14 protein-coding genes are annotated in these 12,362 nt (G+C 65.2%); 6 read left to right on the top strand and 8 right to left on the bottom strand.

From position 1 onward, the window contains the following. Positions 1-347: 347 nt before the first annotated feature. The 7 genes from BM199_RS26395 to BM199_RS26365 form a co-directional block, all read right to left on the bottom strand. Entirely contained in the window at positions 348-686 is a 339-nt protein-coding gene (locus tag BM199_RS26395) for a hypothetical protein (RefSeq protein WP_245788732.1), read from the bottom strand. A gap of 229 nt (positions 687-915) precedes the next feature. Next, the gene (locus BM199_RS26390) at positions 916-1,686 is read right to left on the bottom strand and encodes a M23 family metallopeptidase (protein WP_245788730.1); all 771 of its coding nucleotides are present in this window, start codon (positions 1,684-1,686) and stop codon (positions 916-918) included. A gap of 195 nt (positions 1,687-1,881) precedes the next feature. Next, positions 1,882-2,577: a class I SAM-dependent methyltransferase gene (locus BM199_RS35260; protein WP_425425596.1), complete on the bottom strand. Its 696-nt coding sequence runs from the start codon at positions 2,575-2,577 to the stop codon at positions 1,882-1,884. Positions 2,578-2,987: 410 nt separating this feature from the next. Then, positions 2,988-5,321 (bottom strand): heavy metal translocating P-type ATPase, encoded by a 2,334-nt coding sequence (locus BM199_RS26380; RefSeq protein ID WP_091676910.1) that lies wholly within the window; start codon positions 5,319-5,321, stop codon positions 2,988-2,990. Positions 5,322-5,347: 26 nt separating this feature from the next. Further along, positions 5,348-6,247, bottom strand: a complete 900-nt coding sequence (locus BM199_RS26375; protein WP_091676907.1) for a hypothetical protein — start codon at positions 6,245-6,247, stop codon at positions 5,348-5,350. A gap of 47 nt (positions 6,248-6,294) precedes the next feature. Continuing rightward, positions 6,295-6,501, bottom strand: a complete 207-nt coding sequence (locus BM199_RS26370; RefSeq protein WP_091676904.1) for a heavy-metal-associated domain-containing protein — start codon at positions 6,499-6,501, stop codon at positions 6,295-6,297. A gap of 39 nt (positions 6,502-6,540) precedes the next feature. Continuing rightward, entirely contained in the window at positions 6,541-6,822 is a 282-nt protein-coding gene (locus BM199_RS26365) for a metal-sensitive transcriptional regulator (protein ID WP_091676901.1), read from the bottom strand. Positions 6,823-6,954: 132 nt separating this feature from the next. Here BM199_RS26365 and BM199_RS26360 point away from each other — a divergent pair, with 132 nt between their 5' ends. The 4 genes from BM199_RS26360 to BM199_RS26345 all read left to right on the top strand — a co-directional run bounded on the left by BM199_RS26360 (position 6,955) and on the right by BM199_RS26345 (position 9,062). After that, positions 6,955-7,155: a ferredoxin gene (locus BM199_RS26360; RefSeq protein ID WP_091676898.1), complete on the top strand. Its 201-nt coding sequence runs from the start codon at positions 6,955-6,957 to the stop codon at positions 7,153-7,155. Continuing rightward, entirely contained in the window at positions 7,152-8,315 is a 1,164-nt protein-coding gene (locus BM199_RS26355; protein WP_091676895.1) for an NAD(P)/FAD-dependent oxidoreductase, read from the top strand. The genes BM199_RS26360 and BM199_RS26355 overlap by 4 nt, the downstream gene beginning before the upstream one ends. Before the next feature lie 295 nt (positions 8,316-8,610). Further along, positions 8,611-8,817: a heavy-metal-associated domain-containing protein gene (locus BM199_RS26350; protein WP_091676892.1), complete on the top strand. Its 207-nt coding sequence runs from the start codon at positions 8,611-8,613 to the stop codon at positions 8,815-8,817. Between the two features lie 2 nt (positions 8,818-8,819). After that, positions 8,820-9,062: a CDGSH iron-sulfur domain-containing protein gene (locus BM199_RS26345; protein WP_091676889.1), complete on the top strand. Its 243-nt coding sequence runs from the start codon at positions 8,820-8,822 to the stop codon at positions 9,060-9,062. Between the two features lie 59 nt (positions 9,063-9,121). Here BM199_RS26345 and BM199_RS26340 read toward each other — a convergent pair whose 3' ends face one another. Next, the gene (locus tag BM199_RS26340) at positions 9,122-9,886 is read right to left on the bottom strand and encodes an alpha/beta hydrolase family protein (RefSeq protein WP_091676887.1); all 765 of its coding nucleotides are present in this window, start codon (positions 9,884-9,886) and stop codon (positions 9,122-9,124) included. Positions 9,887-10,051: 165 nt separating this feature from the next. Here BM199_RS26340 and BM199_RS26335 point away from each other — a divergent pair, with 165 nt between their 5' ends. Together BM199_RS26335 and BM199_RS26330 are read left to right on the top strand one after the other, a co-directional pair. After that, positions 10,052-10,765 (top strand): hypothetical protein, encoded by a 714-nt coding sequence (locus BM199_RS26335; RefSeq protein ID WP_091676884.1) that lies wholly within the window; start codon positions 10,052-10,054, stop codon positions 10,763-10,765. Between the two features lie 86 nt (positions 10,766-10,851). Further along, the gene (locus tag BM199_RS26330) at positions 10,852-12,168 is read left to right on the top strand and encodes an MFS transporter (protein WP_091676881.1); all 1,317 of its coding nucleotides are present in this window, start codon (positions 10,852-10,854) and stop codon (positions 12,166-12,168) included. Positions 12,169-12,362: the final 194 nt, after the last annotated feature.

Genomic DNA, 12,362 nt, shown 5'->3' with positions numbered 1-12,362 from the left:
AATGACCGCCGGGGATACACGACGAGAAGTAGCGCTCGCGCAACAGTCGAGACGTGCAGGTGATCGTCTACAGTCGAACGACTGCCCAGTCTTACTACTACACATAGTATCCCGCGCGAGGTGGCACGGTTCAGCGCGACACCGCAGCCTTCCAGGCACAGAACGGGGGCCGCAGGACGTCTGGGGCATCTACAAGACACCGAACAGTCCTCGGATTTTCGCCTCGGACCGTAATGGCGGTCTCTACGTGTTGAAGGAGCGTGGTCGCGGCCGTCCGTAGTCGCATGAGACGACAACGCGGGCTCGGTCTTGTAACAAGATCGAGCCCGCGTTTCGCTCACGGTTACTCATTCGGCAGCCGATTCGACGGCGCAAGTGTCCGTTGCGCACGTTCGGTTCCGCCATTGTAGGACCACCGCCACGACGAGGACAGCCAGCGAGAGCACCGCAAGGGCTGGTTGGATCGGTGCCCACAGTCCCAGTGCACCTGAGACACCGAGAAGTCCGATGACGATCTTGTTGCAGATCGGGCACCCGACTGCGAGGGCGGAGAGCAGCGAGGAACCGAGCACACGTGTGCGGCCGCGATCATCAGCGGAGCCCCGGACGGCGATCGCGAACCACAGGCCGGTCAGCCCGGCCGTCAGCACCAACGCCGGGTACTCCCACCAACGAACGGGAGTCATCCTCGTGAACCAGTCGGTATCGATCACGTCGGTAGGCACGCCAACGATCGCGGCACTCACGAGCGCCGCCCCGACTCCCCTGCCCCATCGCCAGGACGGTACGACCACAGTAGCTCGAGACAGCGGAAACTGGACCTGACCCATCCGCACACAACCTCGTCTCCGGCTACCCGCGCACAACTACGACCTACCTTAGTACACCTGGGAGGCTCAGACCCGGTTGCGGTCGTTAGATGTCCGCGCCCGCCTCCCGAAGCCAGGCCAGCGGGTTGAGCTTCTTACCGCTCGGGTCCCAGACCTCGAAGTGCAGATGTGGTCCGGTGGACCTGCCCCGATTCCCAACCTCCGCGATCACGTCGCCTGCCTCGACCCGCTCCCCTACGCTCACCGAGTACGAGTTGATGTGCCCGTAGACGGTGACACTGCCGTCCTCATGCTGAAGGCGAACCCACAGTCCGAACCCACTTGCAGCCCCGGCGTCGAGGACGACGCCCGTCATGGCCGCGCGGATCGGCGTCCCGATCTCGTTGGCGATGTCGAGGCCGTAGTGGGTGGTGCCCCAGCGTGGCCCGTAGTTGGAGGTGATCCTTCCCTGGACAGGCGCCACCACGCGCCCGCGGGCGGCCTCTTCCGCCGCTTCCCGCTCCTGCCGCTTCTTCGCTTCCGCTGCTTCCCGCTCCCGCTGCCGCCTCTCTTCTGTCTCTCGGGCGATTCGCTCCTTGCTAACCTGCTCAGCAGCCTTGAGTTGCGCCGCCTCATCCTGCGGGGGCATCGTCTGCGGTGAAAGGAAAACGCCCGCTCCTGTGCCAGCTCCGCCCACGCCAGACCTGTCACTCGGGTCGTCTGTGTCCATCGCGAGCAGTGCGATTCGGGGCTCGTGATGGGTAATCGGCGGCTCGGCGAGGAATTGGAGGGCCGCGGCACCGGCGCCTGCGGCGACACCGATGACCACTGCGGCCGCACGCAGGTTCGGCGTGGGTCCACGCCGACTCGAGACCACCAGACGTGGCACTCCATCGGAGTATGTACTTGCAGTGGTGGCTGTGGGCTTGTCCCGAAGGCCGGCAGGCCTGGACGATCGGTGTCGGGGCACGCGCTGCCTCTCCGTGTCGGGTTGCCAGCGACCCTGGCTCCGTTGCGCGAACGTTACCACTACTGCGCATAGTAGGTCGCTAGGGGTGTGACACGGTCCATATCACTGCAGAGGCGTGTGGTGGGATGCGTGAGAACTCAGGTTCAACTCGTCGTCCACCGTCTTCAAGCGAACCGTTGGACGGTGGGCCGACACCAAGTAGGCGGTTCCCAGCCATCGGCGAACCCCACTGCCCACCGTTTTCTCGGGGTTAACACGCCAGTCCCGTTTCCAGCGGCGTACCAGTTTGTCCAGCGGAGGAACGAGCGGGGTGAGGTCGTAGTAGATTGCTTCCTGAGGGCATAGCCCGACGTCGTACAGCATCCGACGCAAGTGGGAGTGGGGAACCGCCCGGATACCAGAACGTCGCGCTCCGTACCGACGTTCTGCCGGAGTACCGAGCAAGCCCTGAACGCGCCCGTGTGCACGGAGCGCCGGCCAGTAGATACACCACTCGAACAACCGGTACGGGCTGACCGGGTTGAGCATTGTCATCACGACGAGACCACCAGGGCGAACCACACGCGCCAGTTCGCGAAGTGCGCCAGCCGCATCCGCGTACTCGAGTACACCCATCGCGAGGACGACGTCGAAACTCTCGTCGGAAAACGGCATGTCCTCAATCCCCGACACCACGAGTTCGACGCCACCTGCGCCGCTGCTCTGGTGGGCAACCGCTTCCACCATCGCCAGTGACTGGTCACTAGCTGTGATACGGAAGTCGCCGAGGCGGGTGTCGAGCAGATGACGGACGAGCATGCCCGGACCACAACCGACATCGAGGAGGTCGCCGCCGGGACAGCAGCGAAGTGTCTGTTGTACGGCGTAAAGCCGGGATTGGAAGTACCGGGCGGAGGGGCTCCAGCCTTCATGCCCTGTGGCATACCCTCGGCGTCGGCAGCATCCCTGAACTGAACCGCGACGGCGTCTGCACGTGAAGCGAGCCCGGCTCGCCTTACGCGGAAGAGTGACACATCTGCCTCCGGCAGCATTCGAACAGCACGAGTTGCGACGAGCACGGCGACATCTACTATGATCTCTAATACGAGATTCGATAGTACATCGCTGGTATTCGTGGCTCGCTACACAGACTTCGAGCGTTCGCTGCCGAGGGCCCACAAGGTGTGCCCGTCGACCCCGGCCGTCGGGCACACCTGCCGTTTCCTGCATCACCGGGCGGCGACAGGCTCCTCGACGGTGACGGCGTCGGTGGTCCCCGGCGTCATCGCGTCTGTCGTCACGCTGGCACGGAACCTGCGGAGTCGGAGGCTGTTGCTGACGACGAACACCGAGCTGAACGCCATGGCCGCGCCGGCGATCATGGGGTTCAGCAGACCGGCTGCGGCCAGCGGCAGGGCCGCCACGTTGTAGGCGAAGGCCCAGAACAGGTTGCCCTTGATGGTGCCAAGGGTCCTGCGAGCCAGCCGGATCGCGTCGGCCGCCACCCGGAGATCGCCACGGACCAACGTCAAGTCGCTGGCCTCGATGGCGACATCGGTGCCGGTACCCATCGCGAGGCCGAGGTCGGCCTGCGCGAGAGCGGCGGCGTCGTTGATTCCGTCGCCGACCATCGCCACGACCCTGCCCTCGGACTGCAGGCGCGTCACCACGTCCACCTTCTCCTGGGGCAGGACTTCCGCGATGACCTCGTCGATGCCCACCTCGGCGGCCACAGACTTGGCGACCGCTTCGTTGTCCCCGGTCAGGAGCACCGGGGTGAGCCCGAGCTCACGCAGCTGGGTGATGGCTTCCCGAGAGGTCGCCTTCACGGTGTCCGCGACGACGAGGACGGCACGCGCCTGCCCGTCCCAACCGACGGCGACCGCGGTCTTGCCTTGCTTCTCCGCGGCAGCCTTGGCCTCGGCCAGTTCAGCGGGTAGGTGCTGGCTCCACTGCTCCAGCAGGGCGGTACGCCCGACCAGGACCGCCCGGCCTTCGACGTTGCCTTGGACCCCAAGGCCCTCGAGGTTCGTGAAGTCCTCGACAGCAGCCAGTTCCCCGACGCGTTCCTCGGCGCCGCGAGCGATGGCCTGCGCGATAGGGTGCTCAGAGGCGTTCTCCAAGGCACCCGCGAGGCGCAGCACTTCCTGGACAGCTACCTCGTTGGCGACGTGCACGTCGACCAGCGCCATCTTGCCGGTCGTGACGGTGCCGGTCTTGTCCAGGACAACGGTGTCGATTCGCCGCGTGGACTCCAGCACCTCCGGCCCCTTGATGAGGATGCCCAACTGGGCGCCGCGCCCGGTTCCTACGAGAAGAGCCGTGGGCGTGGCCAGGCCCAGTGCGCACGGGCAGGCGATGATGAGCACGGCCACCGCGGCGGTGAACGCCGCCGACACCGAGCCATTCGCCCCTAGCCAGAACGCGAGCGTACCGACGGCGAGGGCGATGACGATGGGCACGAACACCGCGGAGATCCGGTCGGCCAGCCGCTGTACGGCCGCCTTGCCGGTCTGTGCCTCCTCCACGAGCTTGGCCATCTGCGCCAACTGGGTGTCGGACCCGACTCGAGTGGCCCGTACGACGAGGCGGCCACCCGAGTTCACGGTCGCGCCGACAACCTTGTCGCCCGGACCGATCTCGACGGGGACAGACTCGCCGGTGAGCATGCTCGCGTCGACGGCCGAGCTGCCTTCCTCGACGACGCCGTCGGTCGCGATCTTCTCGCCCGGCCGGATCACGAAGTGGTCGCCCACTGCCAGTTGATCAGTGGGGATGCGCTCTTCGCGGCCGCCCCGCAGCACCGCGACTTCCTTGGCACCCAGCTCAAGCAGCGCCCGCAAGGCCGCGCCCGCGCGCCGCTTCGAGCGTGCCTCGAAGTACCGGCCAGCGAGGATGAACGTCGTCACGCCGGCGGCCACCTCAAGATAGATGTTGCCGTCGCCGCTCATGCGCTGGACCGTGAGCTCGAACGCGTGGGTCATCCCCGGCACACCAGCGCTGCCGAACAGCAGCGCGTACACCGACCACAGCAGCGCCGCCAGGGTGCCCATCGAGATGAGTGTGTCCATCGTCGCAGCACCGTGACGCAGGTTGGCCCACGCCGCCCGGTGGAACGGCCACGCGGCCCACACCACCACCGGCGCTGCCAGGGTGAGCGAGATCCACTGCCAGTAGGTGAACTGCAACGCCGGGACCATCGCCAGCAGGATCACCGGAACCGACAGCACGATCGCCCCGATAAGCCGCTGCCGCAACGACCGGATCGGGTCATCCGGCTCATCGCCGCCTTCGCCTGCATTTGACTCCGCACCTCGGACCGTGGGGAGCGCGGCGGAGTAACCTGCGGCCTCCACCTGTTCGACCAGCTGCTCCGCTTCCACCCCTTCACCAAAGCTGACCTTCGCCTTCTCGGTGGCGTAGTTGACAGTGGCGTTGACCCCGTCGAGCTTGTTCAACTTCCGTTCGATCCGCATGGCGCACGACGCGCACGTCATGCCGCTGATCGCCAGTTCGATCTCGCGACCGGCATCCGGCTTCGAGTTCGTCACGTCAGAGGTCATCGTGATTTTCCTTCCTCGATCCGGGATCAGTGGTGGTCGCCGTCGGTCGCGACGGTGAACTCGGCGGTACGGACCTTGCCCTCGTGCCGAAAGTCCAGAAACAGGCGGTAAGTGCCTGCGGAGGGAACCTCGGCGAAGAAGGTGACCCGGGGACCGGGCGTTGTCCTGCCGTCTCCCGGCGTTCCTTCGGGGTGTACGTGCAGGTAGGCCAGGTCTCCTTGCCGCAGCGCAACCAGGTGCCCGTAGGCGCCGAGGTAGGGCTGCAGGTCGTTGACTTCGCGTCCGTCCTTGCTCACTGTCAAGGTCATCTCGGAGGTCTGTCCCGGCGCGAGGTCGCCGTTCAGACGCACCTGGTATCCGTCGACGTTCGACACTCTGGACGGCTCGTAACTCACCGGCTGGTAATCGCCGGGTGCAGCCAGGTCAACGCCCAGCGTCACGCCCTCGCCGCCTGCGGGCACGAAGTCGGCGAACGCCCGGTAACTGCCGGCCTGTGCGAGCTCGAGCGGGACCGTCCAGGTGCCGTCGGTGCTCATCTCCGGATGAACGTGCTGGAAGCCGGCGGTGTCGCGCCGCACGACGATCAGGTGCATGCGTTTCTCGTGCTCGACGTCGAAGCGGGTCAGTGCCTCGCCGTCGCCACCGAGGATGCGGAAGGAAAATTCTTCGGTTGTCCCGGGGTTCAGCGTCGTGCTGGTGGGCGTGAGGGTGTACTCGCCCCTGGACGACGCCAGCCCGCCGGGCTGGTCGGGTTGCGCGGCCTCCGCGACGGTGCCGCTGTGAGTGTCCCCGTGCCCGGCGTCCTCGGTGCCGCGCGCGCCGGCTTGACCGGCGAAGGGACCGACAGCGGTGCCGACCGCCCAGCCGCCACCGGCGACCAGGACGAGCGCTACACCGTAGGCGGAGAGCTTCCCTGCTGTGTTCATGTCCGTCCTTACCGCAGGCTATGGCCCGCAGATCCAGAAGCGACCGCTCAGGCGGTCAGTTCGTATCCAGCCTCTTCGACAGCGGCGCGCACGTCGGCGACCTCAATGTCCTTGGCACTCTTCACGGTGACCGCTCCAGTGGGCAGATCCACCAGAACCTCGGTGACACCATCGATCTCACTGACCTCTTCGGTCACCGAACGCACGCAGTGGTCGCAGGTCATCCCCTTGACGGCGTAATTGGTCTCGGCCATGGCACTTCCCTTCGATCTCTGGTTTCTGTTTGACGAACGTCACGACCGCACGAGGCGCGCGATCGCTTCACTGGCTTCGCGAACCTTCTCCGTGGCAGTGTCACCACCTTGCTCGATCGCTTCGGTCACACAGTGCTTGAGGTGCTCGTCCATGAGGCCCAGCGACACCGACTGCAGTGCCTTGGTGGCCGCCGAGATCTGCGTGAGCACGTCGATGCAGTACTCGTCGTTCTCCACCATCCGCTGCAGTCCCCGAACCTGTCCTTCGATGCGACGCAGTCGCTTGAGCAGGTTTTCCTTGTCTCCGGAGTATCCCCGCATGTCACTTCTCCTCTACTTCATGCCGACGAGCCAATGTTACCCCTTACCCGTATTTGGGCGAGTAACCGTGGACCTCACCGCACCTCTATGTATACCGTAGGGGGGTACCGCAGTCAAAGGAAGGGACGAGCAATGCATGTCACGATCGACTTCGACAGGTGCGAGGGACACGGCCTCTGCGCGTTGGCCGCTCCGGCCGTCTTCTGGATCGACGATGAGGGCTACACCCAGTTCGTGGCCGAACCACCAGAAAACGAGCGGGACAACGTCACCAGTGCAGTGCAGGAATGCCCGGCACGCGCGGTCCGGCTTCTCTCAGCGGGCCCAGCATGAGGCGCCCGTCCGGGCGCGTGGTCATCGTCGGGGGTGGCGTTGCAGGTCTGCGCGTTGCCGAAGCACTGCGCGGCCACGGCTTCAGCGGTGAGTTACTCGGCATCGGCGCAGAAGACCACGCTCCATACGCACGTCCTCCGCTGTCCAAGGCTGCGCTCCACAACTCGGGCGTGGTCGAAGTGTTGGCCAGCTCGGCCACAGATGTGCGCTGGAACTTCGGTACCGCGGCAGTAGACCTCGACCTCGCAGGTCCGTATGTGAGGCTGGACGACGGCAGACTCATTGAGTCCGACGCCGTCGTCATCGCAACTGGCGTTCGAGCCCGCACGCTTCCCGGCATGGACAGGACGCTGTCACTACGCACTGTCGAGGACGCAGAGCGATTGCGCGGCGTCCTGGCCGAGGCTCCAGGACATCTGGTGATCATCGGCGCCGGATTCATCGGGTCCGAGGTCGCCGTTGCCGCTCGCGCAAGGAACTGGGAAGTCACTGTGGTCGACGCTCAGGCCACCCCGCTGGCCGCTGCGCTCGGACCGGCCGTCGCACAATGGCTGTGGGAACAGCATCGGGCACGGGGCGTGCACACCCGCTTCGGCCAATCAGTTCGCTCCACCGACAAGGCCGGCACACGATGGCACGTATCACTCGACAACGGTGCCGCACTCGAGGCCGACGCCGTCGTAACGGGTCTGGGAGCGAAGCCCAACACCGAGTGGCTCGGAACGTCCGGACTGGATGTCAGTGACGGGGTGCTCACGGATGAGCGACGACGGGCGGTGACCGCGGACGGCGCAGTAGCCGGCGACATCGTGGCGATCGGCGACGTCGCACGCACTCCGTCCGCGCTAACAGGAGGCCGGGCGATCCGCTGGGAGCACTGGACTGCGGCGGTGGCCGATGCGCGCCGCGCGGCAACAGTACTCGTTGGACTGGAGCCACCTCCCGAGTTGCCGACCGTCTTCTGGACAGACGTCTACCAGGACCGGGTCCAGGTCCTTTGCCTACCTTCCGGCACGGAGTCCGAGCCGGAGCCAGGCCCGCGCGGTTTCTGCGTGCGTTACGACACCGCAGGCGTCCTTAGCGGTGCAGTGGCGGTGAACTGGCCGCAGCGGCTGGCCGTGCTGCAGCGGGAGATCGCCAAGTTCGGCGTGACGACATGAAGGAGCTGTGGAAAGCAGGCCGCCACAAGCGCGTCCGCGGCTCGACGATCTCGGCGGAGGCCATAGTGCGCCTGTGCTGCGGCATGTTACTGCCGCTGGTGCGGGCGCGTGTCCACCGTCGCGGTCGCCAAGTTTCGATAGACGCTGCGGTGAGCGTCTCGATGACCCCTCCCTGCACTAGACGCGACTGATCTGCCTTGTTCAGCTCGCCTGCCACGCCCACGTACCTTGATAATCTATACCCATCCCCGGTACCGTCTCCGCATCAGCCGTCGAACACGAAGAGGACTAGATAATGAGTACTGACGTGTACACAGTGAAGGGCATGACCTGCTCGGGCTGCATGAACAAGGTGACAGCCGCAGTGACGTCCGTAGCAGGTGTCGACGATGTGGACGTCGACATCTCCAACGGCGAAGTCACTGTCATCAGTAAAGTTCCGATCGACAACCAACTCGTTCGTGCGGCCATCAACAACGCCGGCTACGAGCTCGTCGACTGAGTATGACGGATGAACAGCAGTCCCAGGCGCCAGTAGTCATCAAGACGGTTGATAACGGCCCCTACCAGATCAAGGGTCCAATCCAGGTCGTAGACCACGACAACAACACGTTCGAGGTCGGCCCAGGACGCACGCAGTTGCTCTGCCGCTGCGGCCAGTCCGCCAGGAAACCGTTCTGCGACGGTTCCCACGCGAAGACTGGCTTCCAGGCCAGCGAGCGGTCCGTTCTGAATGCCGAAAAGTAGACCGGCGGTGGGTGTGGGCGCGGACGCGACCACACCCACCGCCAACCAGGATCACCACGTCACCCTTTGACATAACGGATCGCCCAGGGTGCGAGCACCGCCGCCACGAACTCGGCATCAGCCGACTTCGTGAGCAGGTGGTCCGCGCCGTCGATCGCGATAAAAGCCTTGGGGTGGCGAGCGGCATCGAAGATCTGGCGCGCGTTGTCCACGCTGACGATGTCGTCGATCGGCGAATGCATGACCATCAGAGCCGCACCGAGCCGCCGGATACGCTCAACCTGCTGCTGCCCCGCAATATCGTCGAGGAACTGCTGCCGAATTCGAAAAGTCCTGCCGCCCAGCCGAACATCGGCCTCACCCCGCTGCTCGATCTCGGCACGACTATTCTCCAGCAGGTGCGCGACATGGCCAGGATCAGCTGGAGCGCCGACGGTCACCACAGCTCGCACCTCCGGTATCCGGGGTGTGGCCGCGAGCACGGCTGCGCCTCCCAGCGAATGTCCGATAAGGATGGCGGGAGCAGCGAGCACGGCACGCAGGTGATTCGCGGCGGACACCACGTCATCGATGTTCGATCTGAAGCCGGTGTTGCCAAAGTCGCCACCGGACTGGCCAAGGCCGGTGAAGTCGAATCGTAGAACCGCGATCCCGTACTCCGTTAGCGCACGCGAGATTCTTGCTGCCGCAATGCTGTCCTTGCCGCACGTGAAGCAGTGCGCGAACAACGCGTAGGCCCGCGGCGCCACCTCGGGCAACTCGAGCCTTGCCGACAGCCGCGCACCCAGCGATCCAGGGAACTCCAGTTTCCTGCTCTGCGCCATCAGCGCGCCCTTCGTGACGATACTTCGACCGGACACGGCCGATGGTCACGAACTGTAGCCGCGTGTTCAGGAAACGCCGAAGGGGTGTACGTCACATTGCGCTTCGCCAATCCCGATGGCACCATCAAGCGCGTCAACCGATACCCCCCGGGGGTAAGGAGAGCCATGAACACCGCCGCACATGCCAGCCACAGCACGTACCAGCTCGACGCGGAGGAGACGCAGCTAGCTGAAGGGGTGCCGACCGAGTTCCGGTTCCGCATCACGGATCCCAACGGTACGCCGGTGACCTCGTTCGACGAGGTCCACGAGAAGAAGGTGCACCTCATTGTGGTGCGACGGGATCTCACCGGCTACTGGCACCTACATCCGACCGAGGGCGGTGACGGTACTTGGTCGGTGCAACTGCCGGGACTGGAGCCGGGCCAGTACCGTGTCTTCGCTGATTTCTCGGCTTCCGAACTCGGCCACGGCCTCACCGTCGGCACGGACCTGACCGTTGTCGGCGATGGGGTACACCGGGCGTTGCCAGCACCGGCGCCGACGTTCGTGATCGGGGAATACGAGGTGGACCTCGAGGGAACGCTGTTGCCCGGTCAACAGAGCCGGCTCACCTTTTCGCTGCGCCACGCTGGAGAACCGGTGACCGACCTGCAACCCCACCTCGGTTCCTACGGCCACCTGGTGGCCGTTCGCGCCGACGATCTGGCCTATGTGCACGTACATCCGAATGGTTCACCTGACGACGGCGTGACACCCCCAGGCCCGCAGATCGCGTTCCACGCCCACGTGGCCGAGGCCGGTGCGTACCGGCTGTTTCTCGACTTCCGCCACGACGACAGAGTCCGTACCGCGGAGTTCACGCTCATCACCAACTGACTCAAGGAGGTCCGAATGCCCTGTTGCGCTTGCTTCCACCGCCCGCGTCCACCACCCACTTTCCTAAGCAGAAGGAGAAAATCGACATGCGAAACATGCCTCTGGCCATCTGGGCGCTGGTTATAGCGTCCTTCGCGATGGGCGCCGACGAGTTCATCGTCGCCGGCGTCGTGCAGGACATCGCCCACGCGCTCGGCACCACGATCGGCGCGGTGGGGCTGTTCGAGAGTGCCTACGCGATCGGCGTGGCGATCGGTGCCCCGTTGTTTGCCGTGTTCGCCGGCAAAGCCTCACGCCGCACCATGTTGCTTATCTCGGCGGGGGTGTTCCTGTTCGGTAACGTCATCTCGTTGGTCGGGCCGGACTACGGCTGGATCATGACGGGTCGGATCGTCGCCGCGCTCGCGCACGGCGCCTTCTTCGGCATCGCGGCGGTCTTCGCCGCCGAACTGGTTGCCCCGAAGTTGAAGGGGCGTGCTGTCGCCACTGTCTTCGCCGGTGCGACGGCCGCCACCATTCTCGGCGCTCCGATCGGTGCAGCGGTCGGCAAGGCGCTGGGTTGGCGGGCCACCTTCGGCACATTAGTCGTGTTCGGGGCGATCGCCCTCGTCGGCCTGGTGACCCTGCTACCGAAGGGTATCGGCAGAGCCAAAGTCCGGGAAGTCACGCCCGGTGGTCACCAACACCACCAGCACGACCCCGGCGAAGACGAAGCCGAACTGGACGCGCACGCCAAAATGCACATGGGAAGCGGTGGGAGCATCTCCGCACCGTTGAAGGACCAACTGCGGGCACTTCGACGCCCAGCGGTACTCATCGGACTGGTGACGACGTTACTCGGCTACGGTGGAGTGTTCACCAGCTACGTCTACCTCGCGCCGCAGATCACCGAGGCGACTGGCCTCAGTGACGCGTGGGTCACGCCGATGTTCCTCCTGTTCGGTGTAGGGCTGTTCATCGGCAATCAGCTCGGCGGCAAGTTCGCCGACCGTAATGTACGAGGCGCACTTATCGGTACCGTTGCCAGTCTTACGGTGATGTTGTTCGCGATGACGCTGTTGATCCAGCACCCGGTCACCGCTGTCGTTGGAGTGCTGCTGTACGGGATCGCGGCGTTCTCTGTCGTCGCCCCGCTCCAGCTGCGGGTGATGACCAAAGCGGGTGACGCACCCGATGTTGCCTCGGCCGCCAACATCTCGGCGTTCACGCTCGGCTCCGCACTCGGGATCTGGCTCGGAGGCCTTGCCATCGACTCCGGGCTCGGGGTGGCCTCGGTGAACTGGATCGGCGGCATCATCAGCGGCGCAGGCCTCCTGTTCGCGGTGTCGTCGCTGTGGCTGGACCGAATCATCCCGGCACAGCCCTTCGAGGAGCAGCCGGTTGCCGTCGCACATCACCACTGATAGCGAAGCTGAAGGTGGGCGCCCACCATCCGGGCGCCCACCTTCACCGGCGTCGAGCTGAAACTCGGCGTCATCCGGAGCGCCAGCAGACTGGATCGGATGCAACCCAGCCTGCGGCGAAGCCCGTAGACGAATATCCTCTGCGATCGTGGGTAGTAGACACGTCGCAGTTCGACGGCGACCGAGTCGGAGGT

It is taken from the genome of Amycolatopsis marina (genome assembly GCF_900111885.1).
Classification (GTDB): Bacteria; Actinomycetota; Actinomycetes; order Mycobacteriales; family Pseudonocardiaceae; genus Amycolatopsis; species Amycolatopsis marina.
This window is presented reverse-complemented; position numbering and strand designations above follow the sequence as displayed.

What these genes read in the sequence shown, in the direction of transcription:
- BM199_RS26395 (WP_245788732.1), bottom strand. Translation starts at nt 686, where the DNA reads ATGACTCCCGTTCGTTGGTGGGAGTACCCGGCGTTGGTGCTGACGGCC.
- BM199_RS35260 (WP_425425596.1), bottom strand. Translation starts at nt 2,577, where the DNA reads ATGCTCGTCCGTCATCTGCTCGACACCCGCCTCGGCGACTTCCGTATC.
- BM199_RS26380 (WP_091676910.1), bottom strand. Translation starts at nt 5,321, where the DNA reads ATGACCTCTGACGTGACGAACTCGAAGCCGGATGCCGGTCGCGAGATC.
- BM199_RS26375 (WP_091676907.1), bottom strand. Translation starts at nt 6,247, where the DNA reads ATGAACACAGCAGGGAAGCTCTCCGCCTACGGTGTAGCGCTCGTCCTG.
- BM199_RS26370 (WP_091676904.1), bottom strand. Translation starts at nt 6,501, where the DNA reads ATGGCCGAGACCAATTACGCCGTCAAGGGGATGACCTGCGACCACTGC.
- BM199_RS26365 (WP_091676901.1), bottom strand. Translation starts at nt 6,822, where the DNA reads ATGCGGGGATACTCCGGAGACAAGGAAAACCTGCTCAAGCGACTGCGT.
- BM199_RS26360 (WP_091676898.1), top strand. Translation starts at nt 6,955, where the DNA reads ATGCATGTCACGATCGACTTCGACAGGTGCGAGGGACACGGCCTCTGC.
- BM199_RS26355 (WP_091676895.1), top strand. Translation starts at nt 7,152, where the DNA reads ATGAGGCGCCCGTCCGGGCGCGTGGTCATCGTCGGGGGTGGCGTTGCA.
- BM199_RS26350 (WP_091676892.1), top strand. Translation starts at nt 8,611, where the DNA reads ATGAGTACTGACGTGTACACAGTGAAGGGCATGACCTGCTCGGGCTGC.
- BM199_RS26345 (WP_091676889.1), top strand. Translation starts at nt 8,820, where the DNA reads ATGACGGATGAACAGCAGTCCCAGGCGCCAGTAGTCATCAAGACGGTT.
- BM199_RS26340 (WP_091676887.1), bottom strand. Translation starts at nt 9,886, where the DNA reads ATGGCGCAGAGCAGGAAACTGGAGTTCCCTGGATCGCTGGGTGCGCGG.
- BM199_RS26335 (WP_091676884.1), top strand. Translation starts at nt 10,052, where the DNA reads ATGAACACCGCCGCACATGCCAGCCACAGCACGTACCAGCTCGACGCG.
- BM199_RS26330 (WP_091676881.1), top strand. Translation starts at nt 10,852, where the DNA reads ATGCGAAACATGCCTCTGGCCATCTGGGCGCTGGTTATAGCGTCCTTC.